The organism is Gelatiniphilus marinus (assembly GCF_042684345.1).
Taxonomy (GTDB): Bacteria; Bacteroidota; Bacteroidia; order Flavobacteriales; family Flavobacteriaceae; genus Gelatiniphilus; species Gelatiniphilus marinus.
Genome location: NZ_JBHULK010000006.1, coordinates 32,432 through 52,426 on the forward strand (window position 1 = coordinate 32,432; position 19,995 = coordinate 52,426).

23 protein-coding genes and 1 tRNA gene are annotated in these 19,995 nt (G+C 33.4%); 16 read left to right on the forward strand and 8 right to left on the reverse strand.

What is annotated here, in order from left to right:
- Positions 1-76: 76 nt before the first annotated feature.
- Entirely contained in the window at positions 77-874 is a 798-nt protein-coding gene (locus ACFSQS_RS13110) for a transporter (RefSeq protein ID WP_388019738.1), read from the reverse strand.
- Positions 855-1,514 (reverse strand): metal-dependent transcriptional regulator, encoded by a 660-nt coding sequence (locus ACFSQS_RS13115; RefSeq protein WP_388019741.1) that lies wholly within the window; start codon positions 1,512-1,514, stop codon positions 855-857. The genes ACFSQS_RS13110 and ACFSQS_RS13115 overlap by 20 nt, the downstream gene beginning before the upstream one ends.
- 122 nt (positions 1,515-1,636) lie before the next feature.
- Between ACFSQS_RS13115 and ACFSQS_RS13120 the strand changes: the two genes are divergently transcribed.
- Positions 1,637-3,664, forward strand: coding sequence for a S9 family peptidase (locus ACFSQS_RS13120; protein WP_388019744.1), 2,028 nt, complete (start codon positions 1,637-1,639; stop codon positions 3,662-3,664).
- 1 nt (position 3,665) lies between these two features.
- Here the strand turns inward: ACFSQS_RS13120 and ACFSQS_RS13125 are convergent, their stop codons facing one another.
- The 4 genes from ACFSQS_RS13125 to ACFSQS_RS13140 form a co-directional block, all read right to left on the reverse strand.
- Positions 3,666-3,821: a FeoB-associated Cys-rich membrane protein gene (locus ACFSQS_RS13125; protein ID WP_388019747.1), complete on the reverse strand. Its 156-nt coding sequence runs from the start codon at positions 3,819-3,821 to the stop codon at positions 3,666-3,668.
- Positions 3,822-3,939: 118 nt separating this feature from the next.
- Positions 3,940-6,042 carry a ferrous iron transport protein B gene (gene feoB, locus ACFSQS_RS13130; protein WP_388019750.1) on the reverse strand — a complete coding sequence of 701 codons (2,103 nt, stop codon included), beginning with the start codon at positions 6,040-6,042 and terminating at the stop codon, positions 3,940-3,942.
- Positions 6,035-6,271, reverse strand: a complete 237-nt coding sequence (locus ACFSQS_RS13135; RefSeq protein ID WP_388019753.1) for a FeoA family protein — start codon at positions 6,269-6,271, stop codon at positions 6,035-6,037. Before ACFSQS_RS13135 ends, feoB begins: the two co-directional genes overlap by 8 nt.
- A gap of 135 nt (positions 6,272-6,406) precedes the next feature.
- A complete protein-coding gene (locus tag ACFSQS_RS13140; protein ID WP_388019756.1) occupies positions 6,407-7,084 on the reverse strand; it encodes an SCO family protein in 678 nt (225 codons plus the stop codon).
- A gap of 185 nt (positions 7,085-7,269) precedes the next feature.
- On the opposite strand from ACFSQS_RS13140, the gene rseP reads away from it, so the two are divergent.
- The 4 genes from rseP to ACFSQS_RS13160 all read left to right on the forward strand — a co-directional run bounded on the left by rseP (position 7,270) and on the right by ACFSQS_RS13160 (position 10,689).
- Entirely contained in the window at positions 7,270-8,610 is a 1,341-nt protein-coding gene (gene rseP, locus ACFSQS_RS13145; RefSeq protein WP_388019759.1) for an RIP metalloprotease RseP, read from the forward strand.
- 226 nt (positions 8,611-8,836) lie between these two features.
- The gene (locus ACFSQS_RS13150) at positions 8,837-9,025 is read left to right on the forward strand and encodes a GIY-YIG nuclease family protein (protein ID WP_388019762.1); all 189 of its coding nucleotides are present in this window, start codon (positions 8,837-8,839) and stop codon (positions 9,023-9,025) included.
- 98 nt (positions 9,026-9,123) lie between these two features.
- Positions 9,124-9,197: transfer RNA gene (locus ACFSQS_RS13155), tRNA-Asn, on the forward strand.
- Positions 9,198-9,492: 295 nt separating this feature from the next.
- Positions 9,493-10,689, forward strand: coding sequence for a site-specific integrase (locus tag ACFSQS_RS13160; protein ID WP_388019765.1), 1,197 nt, complete (start codon positions 9,493-9,495; stop codon positions 10,687-10,689).
- 36 nt (positions 10,690-10,725) lie between these two features.
- Here ACFSQS_RS13160 and ACFSQS_RS13165 read toward each other — a convergent pair whose 3' ends face one another.
- Positions 10,726-10,953 (reverse strand): helix-turn-helix domain-containing protein, encoded by a 228-nt coding sequence (locus ACFSQS_RS13165; RefSeq protein WP_388019768.1) that lies wholly within the window; start codon positions 10,951-10,953, stop codon positions 10,726-10,728.
- A gap of 198 nt (positions 10,954-11,151) precedes the next feature.
- Here ACFSQS_RS13165 and ACFSQS_RS13170 point away from each other — a divergent pair, with 198 nt between their 5' ends.
- From ACFSQS_RS13170 to ACFSQS_RS13220, 11 genes are all read left to right on the forward strand, one after another.
- Complete coding sequence (locus ACFSQS_RS13170; RefSeq protein WP_388019771.1) at positions 11,152-11,787, forward strand: porin family protein; 636 nt, start codon at positions 11,152-11,154, stop codon at positions 11,785-11,787.
- Between the two features lie 13 nt (positions 11,788-11,800).
- Positions 11,801-12,664 (forward strand): hypothetical protein, encoded by an 864-nt coding sequence (locus ACFSQS_RS13175; protein ID WP_388019774.1) that lies wholly within the window; start codon positions 11,801-11,803, stop codon positions 12,662-12,664.
- A 39-nt stretch (positions 12,665-12,703) separates the two neighbouring features.
- Entirely contained in the window at positions 12,704-13,339 is a 636-nt protein-coding gene (locus ACFSQS_RS13180; protein WP_388019777.1) for a hypothetical protein, read from the forward strand.
- A 136-nt stretch (positions 13,340-13,475) separates the two neighbouring features.
- Positions 13,476-14,171, forward strand: coding sequence for a hypothetical protein (locus ACFSQS_RS13185; protein ID WP_388019780.1), 696 nt, complete (start codon positions 13,476-13,478; stop codon positions 14,169-14,171).
- Positions 14,172-14,214: 43 nt separating this feature from the next.
- Positions 14,215-14,592: a hypothetical protein gene (locus tag ACFSQS_RS13190; RefSeq protein WP_388019783.1), complete on the forward strand. Its 378-nt coding sequence runs from the start codon at positions 14,215-14,217 to the stop codon at positions 14,590-14,592.
- Positions 14,593-14,774: 182 nt separating this feature from the next.
- Positions 14,775-15,131, forward strand: a complete 357-nt coding sequence (locus tag ACFSQS_RS13195; RefSeq protein WP_388019786.1) for a hypothetical protein — start codon at positions 14,775-14,777, stop codon at positions 15,129-15,131.
- 90 nt (positions 15,132-15,221) lie between these two features.
- A complete protein-coding gene (locus ACFSQS_RS13200) occupies positions 15,222-16,121 on the forward strand; it encodes an AAA family ATPase (RefSeq protein WP_316984583.1) in 900 nt (299 codons plus the stop codon).
- The gene (locus ACFSQS_RS13205) at positions 16,096-17,070 is read left to right on the forward strand and encodes a DUF3871 family protein (protein WP_316984582.1); all 975 of its coding nucleotides are present in this window, start codon (positions 16,096-16,098) and stop codon (positions 17,068-17,070) included. Before ACFSQS_RS13200 ends, ACFSQS_RS13205 begins: the two co-directional genes overlap by 26 nt.
- Before the next feature lie 17 nt (positions 17,071-17,087).
- Positions 17,088-17,381, forward strand: a complete 294-nt coding sequence (locus ACFSQS_RS13210) for a hypothetical protein (protein WP_388019791.1) — start codon at positions 17,088-17,090, stop codon at positions 17,379-17,381.
- 504 nt (positions 17,382-17,885) lie between these two features.
- Positions 17,886-18,938, forward strand: coding sequence for an AAA family ATPase (locus ACFSQS_RS13215; protein ID WP_388019794.1), 1,053 nt, complete (start codon positions 17,886-17,888; stop codon positions 18,936-18,938).
- On the forward strand, positions 18,925-19,587 hold the full coding sequence (locus ACFSQS_RS13220; protein WP_316984579.1) for an NUMOD1 domain-containing DNA-binding protein: 663 nt from the start codon (positions 18,925-18,927) through the stop codon (positions 19,585-19,587). Before ACFSQS_RS13215 ends, ACFSQS_RS13220 begins: the two co-directional genes overlap by 14 nt.
- Positions 19,588-19,605: 18 nt before the next feature.
- On the opposite strand, the gene ACFSQS_RS13225 is transcribed toward ACFSQS_RS13220, so the two are convergent.
- Positions 19,606-19,932: an HIRAN domain-containing protein gene (locus tag ACFSQS_RS13225; protein ID WP_316984578.1), complete on the reverse strand. Its 327-nt coding sequence runs from the start codon at positions 19,930-19,932 to the stop codon at positions 19,606-19,608.
- Positions 19,933-19,995: the final 63 nt, after the last annotated feature.

A 19,995-nucleotide genomic window follows, 5' to 3' on the forward strand; every position in this document is an offset into this window, starting at 1 on the left:
TATTTTTCGTGAAAAAGGAATTATTTTTTAATTTAATTTGTATGTATTTCTGTCTTCGCAGGAACGACAAACGGTTTTAATTTTGATTTGAAGGAATTCTAAAACTAGCCCCAGCACTTAATAATATGTCTTGGCCTTTGGTGATGCTTGATCCAATAGTAACATCCAATTGCGCATTGTTGTTTATTAAATAGGTTAAACCAGCATCCCAAAAATGGTTGGCTTTATTGTTTTCTGGTATATCGCCATACAATTCGGCGTAAGCGCCTAATTTATTTGTAATGCTTTGCCCGTAAGAAATGGTGTAAACATAAGAGGCTTCTGGAGAATCGTTGCCCCAAGCCGCACCAAGGTTGTAAGATAAACTTGAATTTTTGTTGAGTGTATGTGCAAAAGCAAATCTAAAATCCACGCCCGTGGTTCCTGGTTTATAATCATTACTTGCGGTAAATGGCAAATACAAATGACCCAATAATCCTATTTCTGGAAAGCATCCGTTTTCTTTGGCAATACCGGTTTTAACACCTAATAACAAAGGGCTAAAGCCACTAGATATATTGCTTAAAGTAGTTGTTTTGCCTTCTATAAAATGCCAACCCAATCGTAATTCTAGGTTGTCCAACAACCCGAATCGCATTAAGGTTGTGTTAAAAGTGAACTCTTCGTTTTTAATATTATTGCTTTCAAACGCTTCGTAAGAAGCTCCGGTTTCAATTTGAAGAAAACCTTTGGACATTACTGTTGAAGACTCGGTTTGGTCTGGTCTATCTGTAATTAAAGATTCTGCTTTGCTGTTGCTTTGCGCGAATGAAAACACAGACGCTTTTAAAGCAATACCTATAAATAGGCTGTTTTTATTTGGTTTCGTTAACATAGATAATATTTGTAAAATCTTGGTTTAAAACAATGGTGTTGTTATTAATAGAGATTTGAGTCATTTTATTTTTGCTGAATTGTTTGGTTACCACAATGGAGTTCCCGTATTTTAAACCGTTTTGCGCGCAAAAATCGAAGAACTCTTTTTCATCGCTCATCAATCTAGAAATAGTATAAGTTTTGCCTTCTTGAGTATTTGATAAGGCCACCGAGGTATCGTTAGTGGTAATTTCCCCTTTTGAATTTGGTATGGGATCGCCATGCGGATCGAACTTGGGGTTACCTAAATACGCACTTATTTTATTGGCCAGAAAATCGGAGGTTTGGTGCTCTAATAATTCAGATTCCCTATGTATTTCGTGCAACGACATATCGAACATCTTAAACAATAAACATTCCCAAAGGCGGTGTTTACGAACCACATTGAGTGCCATTTTTGTGCCTTTTTCGGTTAGCTTCAACTCTTGGTATTTCTCGTAATGCAGTAAATCTTTAGTTGCTAATTTCTTGGCCATATCTGTAGCCGCAGCATTAGATATGCCCAGTTTTTTAGCAATATTACCGGGTTTGGTATCATTACTGTCGTTTTTATCGTTTTTGTAAATGGCCTTTACAAAATTTTCTATGGCTATAGACATTTATGGTTTATTTAACAAAATATTTAAGTAAGCTTAAAAATTTTTCAAATATAACTAAAAAATTTAATTATTAAAGCAAGCACAATAATTATTAACTTTAAGCTTTTAAATAAAAAATCTGTATGAATCGTTTTATCCTTTTTCTAGTTTCAGTCGTATTTGCCAACAACGTTTTTTGTCAAATTAAAAAAGAACCATTTCAAGCTTTAGATGTTTTTGAATTGGAATGGGCATCAGATCCTCAAATTTCACCTAACGGAACACAAATTGTGTACAAAAGAAACGGTTTTGATATTATGACGGATGAACCCAAGGGCAACCTGTGGATTATAAATGCTGATGGCACATCTCACCGTAAATTAACCACCAGAGAGGTTAACGAATCGCAGCCACGATGGTCGCCAAGTGGCGATAGAATTGCGTTTACAAGCACGACTGAAGCAGGATCAGAATTATACATGTATTGGGTAAATACAGGGCAAATTGCAAAGCTGTCTCAATTAGAAAAATCTCCAGCTTCATTAACCTGGTCGCCAGATGGAAAACACTTGGCATTTACCATGTTTGTACCGCAAGAAGCTCCAGTAATTATAAAAATGCCCGCAAAACCTAAAGGTGCAAATTGGGCAAAACCGGTTAGAATAACAGACCGATTAAAGCATGAAGCCGATGGGAGAGGCTATCTAGAACCGGGATTTACCCATATTTTCACTATGCCAGCAGACGGCGGAACACCTAGACAAATCACCTCTGGCAATTTTAACCATAGCGGAAACTTTTCGTTTGCTCCAAACGGACAAACCATTTATTTTTCTGGCAATAGAAGCGATAATTGGGAATACGAGTTTAGAAACAGCGAAGTGTATAAAGTCGATGTAAATACAAGAGCAATTACCGCGCTTACCACTCAAAACGGGCCAGATTACTCACCTAAAGTTTCACCCGACGGAAAAACCATTGCTTTTTTATCTTACGAAGACAAAATGCAAGCCTTTCAAACCACAAAATTGAATATCATGAATGTTGATGGTAGTAAACGACGTGTTTTATCCACCAATCTAGATCGTAGTGTGAACAATATTTCTTGGGACAGCTCCGGAAAAGGCTTATATTTTACTTATGATGATAAAGGGAATTCTAAAGTGGCCTATATTTCTAATTCAGGAAAAATAACAAAGCATGCCGATAATATGGGTGGCACCACACTGGGGCGTCCTTATGCATCGGGATCGTATTCGGTGTCTAAAAATGGCGTTATTGCGTTTACACAATCTACACCAGATTATCCTGCGGATTTAGCTGTTATTCAGAATAAAAAAGTCGCTAATCGCATAACCCGTTTAAATGATGATGTTTTAGCCTTTAGAACCTTAGGAACAACCGAAGAAGTTTGGTATAAATCGTCTTTCGACGGTCGAGATCTTCAAGGCTGGATTGTAAAACCACCGTTTTACGACCCCTCAAAAAAATATCCTTTATTGGTTGAAAATCATGGTGGCCCTATTTTAAACTATGGCGACCGCTTTACGGCAGAAATTCAATTATACGCTGCCGATGGTTATGTGGTATTCTACCCAAACCCACGTGGAAGTACGAGTTACGGCGAAGAATTTGCAAATTTATTATACCATAACTACCCAGGCGAAGATTATATAGATGTGATGGATGGCGTAGATTATTTAGTTGAAAAAGGCATCGTAGATAATAACAAACTTTATGTTACTGGCGGTAGCGCAGGTGGCATAATGACCACTTGGTTAATTGGTAAAAACAACCGCTTTAAAGCTGCCGTAGTTACAAAACCCGTTATAAATTGGATTAGTAAAACATTGGTTGCCGATAATTATTATGCTTATGCCGACACGCGTCTACCTGGGCAACCTTGGGAGAATTTTGAAACCTATTGGAAGTTTTCGCCAATATCTTTAGTGGGCAATATTGAAACCCCAACCATGCTTATGGTGGGTATGGAAGATTTGCGCACGCCACCAAGCGAAGCCAAACAATTGTACCATGCTTTAAAATTACGGAAAATAGAAACGGTTTTAGTAGAAATCCCAGGTGCTGCCCATGGTATTGCCAAAAAACCAAGCAATTTAATTAGCAAGGTGGCACATACTTTGGCTTGGATTAATAGGTATAATGAATAAATTAACTACAGCCGCAACCAGCATCACTTCCGCAGTCCCGATAGCTATCGGGATTGTTGGTTTTCTTTTTCGGGTTCCAAACAAACTTTAAGATTAAAAACCTAATCGCAAAAGCAAGTATGGTAAAAGCGATAATGTTCTGTATGATAGTATTCATAATTCCTTTTAAATCAATCTAAAGCAACTGCTTCAAAACAACAATCATTCATTAAATTTAGTGTTTTTATTTCAATTTAAAAGATTGTTACCTCGTAAAAACTCTTCACAACAACGAATCATTTCAAAACCTGAAACGCAATTAATGCCACAACATAAGCAAAAGCACTCATAATAACCAGTTGCCACATGGGCCATTTCCAGCTATTGGTTTCTTTTTTAACAATAGCAAGCGTACTCATGCATTGCATGGCAAAAGCATAAAACAACAATAACGAAATACCCGATGCGAAATTAAACAGTGGTCCGCCCAAAATGGGGTTAACTTCTCCAGCCATACGGTTTTTAATGGTTTCTTCTTCATCGCTTCCAACACTATAAATGGTTGCCAGTGTGCCTACAAACACCTCGCGGGCGGCAAAACTGCTTACTATGGCAATACCAATTTTCCAGTCGTAACCCAATGGCCTAATAGCAGGCTCAATGGCTCTTCCTGTTATACCAATAAAGGAATGTTCTAGTTTATGGGAGGCGATATGCTCTTCTAATTCGTCTTCACTTAAATTTTGGGAGGCATATTTAGTTTCTACAATAGTTTTGGCATTTTTAAACTCTTCTCCGGGGCCAAAAGAAGCCAAAAACCAAAGCACTATGGAAATAGCAAGAATAATCTTGCCTGCGCCAAACACGAAGGCTTTTGTTTTTTCTACCACCGTTAAAGCGACATTTTTAAGTAGGGGAAGCTTATAATTTGGCATTTCGACCACAAAAAACGATTTGCTTTTTATTTTTAAAATTTTGTTTAATACGTAAGCCGAAAGTACCGCTGTGCCAAAACCAATAAGGTACAAAAGCATTAAAGTAAGAGCTTGGTAACTTATTAAACCTAAAAACCGCCCTTCAGGAATAACCAGTGCAATAATAATTAAATACACGGGCAATCGTGCAGCGCAGGTTGTAAAAGGCGTTACCAAAATGGTAATTAAACGTTCTTTCCAGCTTTCAATATTACGGGTTGCCATAATAGCTGGAATAGCACAAGCGGTACCAGAAATTAAAGGCACCACACTTTTTCCACTTAAGCCAAAACGCCGCATTACTTTATCCATTAAAAATACCACGCGGCTCATATACCCGCTTTCTTCAAGTATGGCTATAAATAGAAATAAGAAAGCAATTTGAGGTATAAAGATAACCACACCACCAAGTCCAGGTATAATACCGTCTGCAAGTAAACTTGTAAACGTGCCTTCTGGTAGTTGGGTGTTGGCCCACTCGCCTAGTGATGCAAAAGCACTATCGATGGCGTCCATGGGGATGCTGGACCAATCGTAAATAGCTTGGAAAATAAGGAGCAATATGAATAAAAATATAAAGTAACCCCAAAACCTATGCGTTAGTATTCTATCGAATTTTGTGCGTAAATCTTTAGCTTTAGAAGCATCTATGGTTTGCCCCTTTTTTAGCACCTTATTAATAAACTGATAGCGCTTTATGGTTTCTTTTTGCTGCAATCGTTTTAAGTCGCTTTTACTTTTTGTTTTAAAATCGGCAACGGCATCAAATTCATTTCTATTTATGGTTCCAAAGTTTACATCTTGGGTAATAACCAACCAAAGCTTATAAATTAACTGATTGGGGAAAGCTTTACGTAAATTGTCGAAATATTCTTTGTCGATTTCTGTGGCGTTCAAGCAAGGCGAAACCGGAATATCCTTATAATTGGCTATAAGTTGTTTTAAGTTATTAATGCCTTCGTTTTTACGTGTGCTAACTAAGGCTATTTTGGTGTTTAGTTGTTGTTCTAAATACTCAATATCCAAAGTAATACCTTTGTAGCCCATACGGTCGCTCATATTTATTACAAGTAGCGTAGGGATTTCCAAATCTTTTATTTGGGTAAAAAGCAATAGGTTTCTTTTAAGGTTTTCTACATCGCTAATAACAACGGCAACATCAGGAAAATCTTTATCGTTTTTGTTAAGTAGAAGTTCGATAACCACATTCTCGTCTAGCGAAGAGGCATTTAAGCTGTAAGTACCCGGTAAATCGATAATATGGGCTTTTACACCACGTGGTAATTTGCAGATACCCTCTTTTTTTTCGACGGTAATGCCCGGGTAATTACCAACCTTTTGGTTTAAGCCTGTAAGCGCATTAAAAACAGAGGTTTTTCCTGTGTTTGGGTTTCCTATTAAAGCTACATTTATTTGCTTACTCATGTGCTATTTTTTCTATTAAAATATGAATAGCAGTTTCTTTTCTTATTGCCAGATGCGTACCGTTAATGTTTAAATACATGGGGTCTTGAAACGGGGCAAGCTGCAAAAGTTGAACGGGGTTACCTGGTAAACAACCCATTTCTAAAAGTTTTAGGGGGATATGTACAGACGAAACATCGGTAATTATGCCGCGTTCTCCTCGTTTTAAATTGGCTAATGTATCCTGCAAGCTTATTTAGATTGGTTTTAAAGAAGCAAAAGTAATGTAAAAAAGTTTCAAGTTCAAAAGTTTCAAGTTCAAAAGTTTCGTTATCGTTCAACTAAACTAACAATGGGCAATTAGCAAAGTACTGGAACGCTTTTTTTAATTCTTCAGATTTTCATTTTTCAAAATTTCAATATCGCCCAAAAGCCTATCAATTTCTTCGGCGTTTGTACCATCATAAAACCCGCGAATCTGTCGTTTTTTATCTATAAGCATAAAGTTTTCGGTGTGTATCATATCAAATTCATCTCCGTTGCCATCATCTAAGACAGCTAGGTAGCTTTTTCTGGCGAGCTTATAAATTTGTTTTTTATCGCCAGTAACTAAATTCCATTTCGCATCAATTACACCTTTAGATTTGGCATAACGTTTTAGTTGCGCCACCGTATCGATATCTGGGGTTACGGTATGCGAAAGCAACAAAATATCGGTATCGTTAATAATCTCTTTCTGTATTTTAGCCATGTGGTCAGTCATTATCGGGCAAATAGTTTGGCAGGTGGTAAAAAAGAAATCGGCAACATAGATTTTGTCCTTGTAATTGTCTTGGGTAATGGTTTTTCCGTTTTGGTTTACAAGTTTGAAATCGGCAATTTTATGGTATTTTTTTTTGTGCTGAATGGTGCTATCCACCAAGGCGGTGCTAACCATGGCGGGCTGGTAAATTGGCAGCGGTTTATACACGTTTAAAGTGTTGTAAATAATGGCAATTATAACAATTGAGATAATGGAAAAAACAATAGCAAACCCTTTGTATTCTTTAAAAAATGAAAGCATTAATTAGGAATTGAAATTATACAACAGCAAAAATACAATGAAACACCCACGACCAAAAATTTAAAGTATTAAGATTTTAACTAAACTTAAAATCGTGTTAAAAATATATGCCTTAAAATAATAGTCTTTCTAAAGTTGGTTTAAAAGTGTACTTTTGCACGATTAAAAAATTTGACTGAAGCTATATGGAGTTTGTTATTAAAATATCTCAATTTTTATTGAGCCTTTCTTTATTAATTGTTTTGCACGAATTGGGGCATTTTATTCCTGCTAAAGCCTTTAAGACCAAAGTAGAGAAGTTTTATCTGTTTTTCGATGTAAAATTCTCGTTATTTAAAAAGAAAATTGGCGACACCGTTTATGGTATTGGTTGGTTGCCCTTAGGTGGCTACGTAAAAATTGCCGGTATGATTGATGAAAGCATGGATACCGAGCAAATGGCAAAAGAGCCTCAACCTTGGGAGTTTCGCTCTAAACCGGCGTGGCAACGTTTAATTATTATGCTTGGTGGCGTTACGGTTAATTTTGTGCTGGCCTTAATAATTTACATTTTTGCCTCATTCTTTTATGGCGACACAGACATATCGGCATCAAGTTTACAAGACGGTTATTCAATAGAAAATCCGTTACTAACCGATTTAGGCTTTAAAACCGGCGACCAAATTGTAGCTGTAGGCGATTATAAGATTGAAAATTATTTCGATATTAAAAAAAACATAATTGGCGCACAGTCGGTAACAATTAACAGAAATGGCACTGAAAAAACCATTCAATTTCCTGAAGATTTTTTAGGGCAACTCTCAACAAGTAAAGACAGAAGTCTTTTTGAAATAAGAAGGCCTTTTGTTTTTGGAAAAGTAAGCGATTCTTCGTTAAACAAAAATACCAATTTAAAAAAGGGCGATGTAATTATTGGAATAAATGGAGAAAAGTATAAATATTTTGACCAGTTTAAACCCGTTTTAAGCAGCCTGAAGAACCAAACCGTTTCTGTTGATGTTTTAAGAGATAACGAAACTTTTACAACCGAACTGAAAATTGACGATAAAGGGGAGTTTGGTTTCTTTTCAACCGGTTCGTACGATATGTTTGAAGAGTTAGGCTATCTATCCATTACAAGAAAGAAGTACACCTTAGGCGAAAGCTTTGGTGTTGGTTATAATAAATTTATTGATCAAATCGCATCGTATGGCGACCAATTAGCAGCAATATTTAGCCCAAGCACCGGAGCCTATAAAGGCGTTGGCGGTTTTAAAGCCATATTCGATATTTTTCCAGACACCTGGAGTTGGGAAGCGTTTTGGGGTATTACTGCCTTTTTATCGATAATGCTGGCCGTTTTAAACTTGTTGCCAATACCTGCCTTAGATGGTGGCCATGTAATGTTTTTACTGTACGAAATGATTTCTGGCAGAAAACCAGGCGATAAGTTTATGGAGTACGCGCAAATGGTAGGCTTCTTTATATTAATTGCCTTGGTACTATTTGCCAACGGAAACGATATTTATAAAGCTATTTTTAATTAATTTTTTAATTGTTAATTTACGCTGAGGACAAATATTAAGCACAGTGTGAAACTTTGTTTTAATTAAAACTAAAAAAATATTAATTTTAATTAAAAGTCGTTTTGTAGTATATAAAAATATATATATATTTGCGCTCGCTAAAGCGAAACAACCTTACTCTTTAGCTCATCCCGATAGCTATCGGGAGGTTAGAGCAAAGTTGAAAAATGTTCTTTTAAATATTAATATGAATTTTGTTTACATTTTGTATTCTAAATTGCTTGACAAGTTTTATGTTGGTGAAGCATCAAACTTAGAAGAACGAATTGAACAACATAATTATGGTTTTTACAATAATGCTTTTACAAACAGGTTTCAGATTGGATGTTATATTATCATATCGAATGTAAATCTAGGGTTCAAGCCAGAAAAATAGAAGCCCATATTAAAAAAATGAAAAGTAAAGTGTATATTCAGAATTTGGTTAAACATCCTGAAATTACAGAAAAACTTAAAAACAAATATAGTTAACCTTCCTCTTTAGCTCAGTTGGTTAGAGCATCTGACTGTTAATCAGAGGGTCCTTGGTTCGAGCCCAAGAAGAGGAGCAAACAAAACCCAATACGAAAGTGTTGGGTTTTTTTGTGGAAAGGATTGGGTGAGAAGTTTATGCTGAGCGTAGTCGAAGTAAGCCCAAGAAGAGGAGCAAACAAAACCCAATACGAAAGTGTTGGGTTTTTTTGTGCTCAAAACTTTCCTTGTGTTACCTGCATTTACTGCACTACCTACATTTTACTTCAAAAGTCAAGTTGTCAAGTTTTTTAACTTAAAAGGCATACTATAAGGTGTACCATTTTTTCTTCAAGGTGTACCATTGAATAATCTAATAAAATATTGAAAATCATGAAATTAAATATATTATTCCTATTGTATAAATCTAAAATCAATTCTAAAGGAAAATGTCCTATTAGATGCAGAATAACATACAATAAAACACGTAAAGAATTCTCTACAGGACAATTCGTAAATCCCAAAAACTGGAATAGCAAACAACAATTAGTAAAACCACTAGAACCTGATGCTGAATTTATAAACACACAACTAAGCCTTATTAAAACCAAAATTAATAAGGCTTTTTTATTGCTTCAAGTTAAAGAAGAAAACTTTACTGTAGATGATGTTTATAACGCCTACAAAGGCAAAAAAGCCACAAAAGATTACAATCTAATCCAATTCTATGAGAACTATTTAGATACACTTAAAGCACTTGTAAGTATTGATATAAAGCAAGTAACTTATAATAAGTTTGAGTACATTAAGCTTGATATAAAACGCTTTGTTAAATTTAAATTTAAAACTAATGATATTCCTCTAAAAGAGTTAAAATCTAATTTTTTAACAGATTTGGATTATTATTATAAAACAACGCATAATCCACAATTAAAACAGATTACGATAAACAAAAAGATACAACGTTTTAGAAAAGTGATAAGAGTTGCGGTAGCAGAAGGATATTTAATTAAAGACCCATTTATGCTTTATAAAGCCAAAAACATTATTAAAAAAGTGGTGTTTTTGACAGCAGAGGAACTTGAAAAACTGGAGAATCACAATTTTAGCCAATCTAGGTTGCGATTTGTAAAGGACTTATTTGTATTCTGCTGTTATACAGGTTTGCCGTATAATGAGCTGATGCGGTTGGAAAACAAGCATATATTTGTTGGTTTTGACGATAACCTGTGGATTAAAATTAAGCGAGAGAAGACCTCTAGGGAACTATCTGTTCCATTGCTATCAAAGGCTGAAACTATTTTAAATATTTACCAGAATGAAGATAATTTGGTATTTCCCAGAATAAGTAACCAGCGTTATAATTCCTATTTAAAGGAAATAGCTACTATTGTTGGGATTGATAAGAACCTTACTACACATATGGCTAGACGAACCTTTGCAAGTACCGTATTGCTTTATAATAATGTACCGATGGAAATTGTTAGCGAGTTATTGGGGCATTCCAGCATGAAAGTAACACAGGAAAGCTATGGTAAAGTGGTGCAGAAAAAGGTTAGTTTGGAAATGGAGCGGTTGAAAAGCAAATAAAAGCTGTATAAAGCTTACATCAAGTTGCCAACTTTTTTATTGGAATTCAAAGAGGTGTGTTATTTTAACTTTTAAAGCTTTTGCTAAAACATAAACCGTGGAAATGGTTGTGTTAACCTCGCCTCTTTCTATTCTGCCTACTTGTGATAATGGTATATCGGCATCATTAGCCAAATCTTCTTGGGAAAGCCCTGCTTCATTGCGAATCTTTTTTAGGTTCCCTCCAAAAGCAGAAATAAATTCTTTGTTCTTAACATTAATCACGGATTAAAAATCCACAAAACAATTACATTTTATAGACGCATATATGCGTTATTTGTTTATTTTCGTATAAATTTAATTACATCCAACTGAGGGTTTCCACAAAGAAAATAGAATCCTTATAAAAATATTTGCATTATGCAAAAACACAACTAAGCATTAATAAATAGCTCACAAGGCTAAACTTAAACCAATTAAAAAATGAAAAAAACACTTTTCTTATTAGTATTTCTAGGAGCAATAATTACAAGTTATTCTCAATCAAGCAAATTATTTTTCTTAAAAGCTGGGATTAACAGTAATACGATAAAAGACAATAATTTAGAAGAAAGCACTATTAGCCCTTATATTGGTGTAGGTCTTGATTTTGGAGATAAATTTTCTTTTCAACCAGAACTACAGTTTAACATATATAAATTAAACATTTCAAATTCTGGAAGTGATGGTCTTTTAAATGAAGATTATGCTTATGATGGTAATGTTATGAAAATAAGCTTACCGTTACTTATTAAACAAGAAATAATAGAGAATTTTTCAATATATACAGGTATTACACCATCGCTAATTTTGGTAGATAAAGATAAAAGTGAAATCAATAGTTCTATAAGGGGAACTGCTCAACCCAAAAGAAAATTTGACAACAACTCAAGTTTTAATGGAGCATTTACATTTGGAGCTGAATACACAATTAAAACAAACTTTTTTATAGAAGCAAGATATAGTTTTTCTCCATCATTTTTAAATGATACGGATGATACTGTTATTCTAAGCACAAGTGAATTTAGCTTACATGAGAAGAGTAGTATTCAGTTTGGTATGGGTTATAAATTATTTTAAATCAAAAAATTAAATGAAAAATCAAATTTTAATTTACAGTTCCAGAATAATAGTGTTTTTTCTGTTATTTATTTCATGTAGTAGTAGCGAAGACTCCTCCGATATAGAAGACAACATTTCTAAACAATTTATTAAGACAATTCAAAAACAAAATCCTGAAAGTTGGCAGAAAGGAAGTCAATTTTTTTATAATAATGATAAGCTAGAATATGTATTTCTAGATAATTGTAGCGGAGAACTTTATTATTTTGAATATAATTCTAGCGGGAAAATTTCTAAAAGGTATGAAGGCACAACCTCTTTTAATTCAGCCACTTTCAACCCAAATATATTTGATTTAAATGCGTTTAAGCAAAATAGTGAAGTTTTAAAATATGTTTATGAAAGTGATAAGCTAGTTAAAATGCAATACAACGATAATTTTATAGATTATCAATTTAGTTACAATTCTGACGGCAAGGTTCAAGTAATTGAATGGTTGCTGCCAAATATCGGTTTGTGGGAAAAGGTAATTGTTACTTATGCAAATGATAAAATAAGTAATTTAAATAAAATTGAATTTAATACTCCAGGCGGTTCAGTCACTTCAAATTACAATTACACTTTTGAATATGATGATAACATTAATCCATTTTATGTACTTACTGAAAATTCTGGACTTTTAAGTTTATATACCTGTACTGGTTTTGATTATATAACATCAGAAGATATGGGCATTAAGCTTTTTGAGAATAACGTAACTAAAGTTTATCGTAATGGAGAGTTGTTATATTCAGCTACATACCAATATGATGAAAATAAATATCCAACTAGAATAAGTTATACTAATATAAATGGTAATTATTCTAGGGTTGACTTAATTACTTATGAGGAATAACGAAAATTTGAAAAAAAGTAAAACTAATAATTATAAAATATGGAATTAGACCAATTAGTAAATTTAGCAAATGGATTAATAAAAAATGAGGAACTACAAAAGGGAAAAAACGTATTAAATCTTATAAAACAATCAATAATAGCTAATCCCGCTCAGCTAAAAAACCTTAATGATTATTTTTCAACAGGGGAATGTTTCATGTTGGCATTAACAGAAGAAATATCTGATAATGTTGATGTAAACCAAATGTTTTCAAGTTTAAGCTACTATTTTTCTAGTTCTGGACTGTATATTAATAACGAAAATTTGAATTTGCGTAAAAATAGACTATTAGCAATGTTTTATGGATTTGAACCTATTACGTATACTGTTATGAATGCTTTAGATTTAACCCCTCATATTTCAGATATATTTAGTAATTCTGGTTCAATGGCTCCTATCAAAGCAAGGGACGCAATCTTTAGAATGGAAATAGCAGACCTTGAAATGTACCCAGAGTTGTGTCAAATGGAATTCTTTAATAACAGAATAAAAGTGCTTAGAGGAATGATTGATGCTGGTTTTTTTAGTGAAAATACGAAAGAGCAAATAATTGAAACAGGCAAAAAATATCATCAAAAACTTTACGAATATTTAAAAAGTAAAATTTTAATTGAATCAGAAATTGATTTTTAGTTAAAAAATCCTAATTTTAATAGACTACTTCTTGTTATTAATTAGCTAGATTTAAATCTGTGTATTGTTTTTTAAAACTAAAACTATACTTTTTTTGTTATAGAAAGAGATATAATAACTGATTTCAAAATTGAAGATGACCCGCAGCCAATTCAACAACCTAAACCGCAAGCAAAAGCTACTAGCTATACAAACAAAGGGCATAGAAGTCGCTAAAGATTTTACTAGGTATGGAGCCATTAAACTAATGACCTGTTATTCACTCGATGGTTTTTTTGTTGAAGTTGTTCTCCATGTAGCAAATCAAGAAATCGAAGAAGTCGTAGCATTCGTTGATGGCGAAAGATTAAATCGTTACACAGATAAAGGCATGCGGGATGTTTTAAATGAAGCCCCTTTATTTTTTAGTATGCTTGAATTTATTGCTGATACTCTTAGAATTAATTTTAAGGATTTTAAATATAACAAACAGCTAACCTTACAACTTGTAAAAGCAATAAACACTTTAGACGCAAACTTATTGGAAGGCTTATTTGATGAAGATATTGTTTACGAAGAACAAAAACCTTTTTTTGCAATTAGAGGTAATGGTCATATCAAAAATTACTTTTATGTGCTATTCAAGAAGTTAAAAACTAAAAACCGACAGTATTTTGCTAGTTTGGGTTATTATAAAAATGATAAAGATAAACCTTGCATAATTATATGTACAAGCAATAAAAACAAAAAAACCGCCTTAGTGATGGTAAACACAGTAAATAATAAAATCAATAGGATTTATTATTGTACAAAACAGTCATATTTAGAATTAGGTTATGTTAAGATGAATTAATTGGTATCAAATTCTCAAAACAATAGACGATAATAAAAAGCAAATGATAAATTTAATTAAAACACTAGCTAAATCATATAATAATCTAAATCAAGATGGTTTAGAATCTGTTTTGGATGAAAATATTATCTACGAAAGCCAAAACGTTTTAAATGCACTTGAAGGAAAGCAAAATGTTTTAAGTTATTTAGAAGGTAAATTTAAAACAATCCATAATTCTGGCAATCAAGTTTATGCCGAATTGGGATTTCTTGATAAAGCCAAGAAAAAACCTTGTATTATCTTATCGCAAGGAGATAAAGAAAACAAAGGGGCATTAATACTCATTGAAGCAAAAAACAACTTAATTACCAGAATAGATATCTGTACGGTAGTACCACATTGGAAATCAGCAATACAAACTAACGAGTATCCTAAATAAATTCTTCCAAAAAAACTTGGCAACTTGTCAAACGCCATAAAGCCAACTTATTTTATAAAATTTTTTCAATTTTTTTGAGAAATTTTATATAGCCAAGATTGATTTATAATTAAGCAATGCACCCTGCCCAAATAGTGAGGCTGGGACAAACCCCGCCATTGTTTAATTTAAATTATAATACTATGGTAACGATTAAAGATTACAAGAAGAGAGAAACTAAAACTGGTGAAGAATTTTTTGTGCTAATTCTACAAGGCGGTGTAGTACCAGTAAAAAGTAAAGAAACCAACAGAATGTATTTTACAGCTAAAACCTGTTCTATAGCTAGTACATTTGATGAAGACACCTGCCAGCAGATTATAGGTCAGCAATTCCCTGGCAATATTGTTAAAGTAAAGACAGACCCATACGAATATGCATTACCAGAATCTGGTGAGATAATTACCTTAGAGCATCGTTGGGAGTATCAAGATGATTCCTTAGAGGAAGTTCCGAAGGTGCTTACAGAAAATATTATCGAAGAAGAAGAGGTGATGTAAACATTACTAACTAAGAAAAGAGGTTTAATTGCCTCTTTTTTTGGTTTTATATGTAACTAAAAAATAGTATAACCAATAACATTAATATATATGAAACTTAAACAAGCACAACGAGAACAAGTAAAGCTACGTATTGGACTTAGTGGAGCATCTGGATTTGGCAAGACCTATTCAGCGCTATTATTGGCTTATGGCATTACTAATGATTACTCTAAAGTAGCTATAATCGACACAGAAAATCAATCAGCTAGCTTATACTCACATTTAGGAAGTTACAACACATTAAGTATGCAACCTCCTTATGCCCCAGAAAAGTATATAGAAGCTATTAAAGTATGCGAAGAATCTGGTATGGAGGTAATTATAGTCGATAGTATTACACATGAATGGAATGGCAAAGGCGGATGTTTGGATATTCATGAGAAACTAGGTGGGAGGTTCCAGAATTGGGCACAAATAACCCCAAGACATCAAGCATTTATTGATGCTATTTTACAATCTAAATGTCACATCATTACTACAACAAGGCGTAAGGTGGATTATTCTATGGATACTGATAATAATGGTAAAACTAAAGTTATAAAACATGGCACTAAAGAAATTACCAGAGAGGGATTTGAGTACGAATTAACTGTAAATCTTGAATTAATTAACGACAACCATTTAGTTAGAGCTTCTAAAGACAGGACTGGCTTGTTTATGAATAAACCAGAGTTTGTTATAAATGCTTCCACAGGTAAAAAATTAATGCGTTGGTGTAATAATGGAAAAGATTTAGAACAAGCTAAAGCTGAAATTCAAAAATGCGAAACTGTTGATGGTTTAAGGCATATTTATGCTAAATACCCCAATTACCAAAAAGTAATTAAAGCTGATATTATGGAAAGGAAGGTACTTATTGAAGCCATAGACCACAATATCGTGCCTAATTCAGAAATTATTGAACAACAAAAACCCAACGAAAATGGAACTACAACAAGTACAGAATAATTTAGTCATACCAGAAGAGCAGATAATTACCAAATCACCAAACCCATTTATAGAGGCTAACACACATGAGGTTAGCCTTTCTCATTTACAAAATGATTGTACCATCCCGGTATTTTCAAAGGATAACGAGTGTACTTTGGCTCATCACGAGTTTATTGATGCAGTTGATAGTTGTGCAAGAACTGTGTTTTCAGGGCAACGTATTTTAAAACCAGAATTGAGAGTAAGCCATGTCATAAAAGGGAGAATTCCCGAAGCTATTGGCAAACCTGTTAAGGAGTTAACAGAGCAAGATAAAACCATTTATTACGAAAGAATGATGTTTAAAATAGAGGTGCCTAGTATTTCAGAAACCATTAATGGCAATGACTTAAGCTTAGTGATAGGTGGCGTTAGAGCCTATAATCAAGAAAATTTATACAGTAAAAAGAACTACGAAAAGTTTAAGGTGTTTGTAGGTTTCAAAAATATGGTATGCACGAATCTATGTGTCAGTAGTGATGGAATGGTAGAAGAATTAAGAGCAACAAGCATCGAGGAACTGAAATCCAAGGTGTTAGAGCTATTGGGCACTTATGAAATGCAAAACCATTTAAATGCTTTGAAGCAGTTATCAGAACACTATTTAACTGAAAAACAATTTGCAAGATTTTTAGGCAAGTGTCGTATGTATAACTATTTGCCAAAGCCAGAAAAAAGAGAAATTCCCACCTTAATGCTGAATGATGGACAAATCAACTCAATAGCTAAAGGGTATTACGAAGATGAAAATTTTTCAAGGCAACAGGATGGCAGTATCAATTTATGGAATGTGTTTAACCTATTAACCGAAGCAAATAAGAGCAGTTATATAGATTCCTTTTTAGGAAGAAGCTTGAACGCACACGAACTTATCCAAAAACTATCCTTTTCAATGCAAAATGATTCACCTTTCTGGTATCTCAATTAAATATTAATAGCTAAAACATGCTCAGGTGTTATGCTTGGGCATTTTATTTAATCCTTATGAAAAATGAAGAACTGGCTGAACTTTTTAAATATTGTTCGCCAAAATCCATACTCGTAATCACATGGTATGGAAAATTAAAAACTTTGCATTGCCCTATTACCGTTAAGATTGCACATGACATTGGGGAATTGACTAAAGGGGATTATGCTAAAGTAACTGAAGTAAAACTATCCAGTTCTGGCAACACCGTATTTATCATCAACAAAAGAGCTTACTATTATTACTATTTCGACATTTTAACCCATTTGTGATAATAATATAGCTAAAATTAAAATCTATAGATGTACGTTATGTTGCATTTTCTTTACTCGATTCTTTTGAGACTTTTTCGTACTAAAATAAAAATACTGAAAAGAATCAGAAATATATGCATTACCTGCACTTTGTGCATTTCTAGGAAATTTTTGCCTTTTGATGGCAGGTAGTGCTCATATTTATTGATGCTTTCAGAGATATTAACAGCTTGGTTAATAAGATTTTGAAAAAATGCTTTTTTCAAATCTTTTTTTTTGAGATATTTGTAGAGTTCAAAGTGGACAAATTCTTTAGTCACTTACAACTTCATAAACGGAAACATTAGCTTCAAAAAAATGTTTCTAAAAAGTGACTTTCATTGCAGTTTTATATTTTAATACATTAGATAGGTATGTCTTATCTGGAAAGCTTGTTTTTAAGTGTTTCTAGAGTATTCTATTAACGTCTTTAACTGCTTTGTTAATTAATATTTAACGCCGTTTCGGTAAAAATTAAAAAAAATGAAAGTAACAGAAGCTAAAGAAAAGGGTTATTTAACCTATGAAGAAATCGTAAAGTTATACGAAAAAGAGCCACCAATAACTTATTTATGGAGTGGTATTGTTGAAAATTCCATGGGCATATTTTTTGCTCCACCCAAAAGTGGAAAATCGACATTATGTGAGTGTTTGGGGATGCACCTAGCAGTAGGTAGAAAGGAGTTTATGGGTTTTAACTTAGATGGCAATCCCAGAAAAGTAATTTTTATAGGGCTTGAGGAGCATTGGAAAATGAGGGCAAGACGTAATATAAGCCAGTACCAAACGCTTAATGATGCTGAACAGCTATTGTACAACACTAATTTTACTTATCAACCAAAAGAGTATTTAAGGTTAATATCCAAGGATAGTGATTGGGCAAGGCTAAAAAAAACAATTAAAAGCTCTGAGGCGCAAGTTGTATTTATAGATAGTATTACTCGTTTAAATCATGGTAGCTTGGAAAAAAGTAGTGATGCAGAAAAAATCATGCTTAAACTCAGAAATTTAAGCCAAGACTTAAATATCACTTTGATTTGCATACATCACACTCCTAAAATTGGAAACAGATCATTAACAATGGACTGTATGAAAGGAAGTGTTGTTTTTGCACAAGAGGCTGATTTTATTATTGGTTTACGAAATACTAATAATAAAGTTAGATATCTAAAAAATATTGAATTTAGGTATAAAGAAGTAGATGATTCTGTAATACATCAGTTTCAATTCACCCAGAATTCAACAATTGACTATCAGGGAACTGGAACTGAATGGGAGCTATTGGAGGGTACAGATGGCAGACGAGCCGACAATCATCGTAATTCAATTATTAAAAAAATTAAAGAACTTGAATGTAAACCTGTATCTACAGCCGATTTAGTAAAAATTCTGAAAAAGGAAATAGGCTTAGAAGAACGCCAGATTAAAGAGCATTTAAGAGATTTGGTTAATGGTGGTAAAATTAAAAAACCTAAACACGGTTTTTATATTTCTATGGATTGCTCTAATAAAGTTGAGAACGATGAAGAAAAATAAAAAACCAGCAGGAATCATCTACACAGTCAAATGTGAAATCACTGGCGAGTTCTATGTAGGTGCAACTAAAGATTCATTACATCAGCGTAAACTAGACCATCAAGAACGTGCAAATAGGGGAGAAAAACACCCCTTTGCACAAGCCATAGCAACACATGATGTTGAAGCATTTACTTGGGAGCAAACAGATACTGCCAATTCAACAGACGAACTAGCCAGAAAAGAAAAGGAAACTATTAAAAAATTAGATTCTAAAGAAAAAGGCTTTAATGCAGATTCTGGTGGAGGCATCAAAAAAACAGTGTATCAGTACAATATAAAAGATGGTAGTTTACTAAATACTTATGATTGCCTACAAAATGCAGCTAATGCAGTTAATGCATATAAAACCTGTGTTGGGAATGCTTGTATTGGGCAAAATAAAACCTGCAAAGGTTATTATTGGTCTTACAACTTTAGTGTGCCCTTTTGTCCTGAAAAGGATTTGCGTAAAAAACAAGTAGTTCAATATTCCCTTTCTGGCAAACAAATAGCAGTTTACGAATCTGTTGCAGAAGCAAGTAAAAAAACGGGAGTTTCTAAGACCTGCATCAGCAGAGTTTGCAGAAATGAACGAGAACAAAGTGGAGGCTATAAATGGAGTTACTAAATTTTAAAAATAGAGGCGCTATAATGGCGCCTCTTCTTTTACCAAATACAAAATAATATCAATTTGAGATTCGGGGTGTTCATCCGTATTAATGTTTTGTATTCTGGTTTCAAATTTATCAAAGCCATATTTTAACAATAATGATAATTTTCTGCTCTCAAACTTAGGTACATAACCCAATTTTAAATCGTTGAAAAAAATCTCAATAGCATGTTTGTCATAGGTATTGGTAGGTTCTCTTTTAAGAGTTAATATCGTGCCTATTTCTAGGTTTTTAAAAGCAATAGCACCCTCATAATATGAAAAACCTGCAATGCTAAAACGTAAAAAGTAATCGCGTTCCATAGTTTTTGTGTTTTATTATTAATAGTATGCAATTTTAAGGACGATTCATGCAGTGTATGTGCA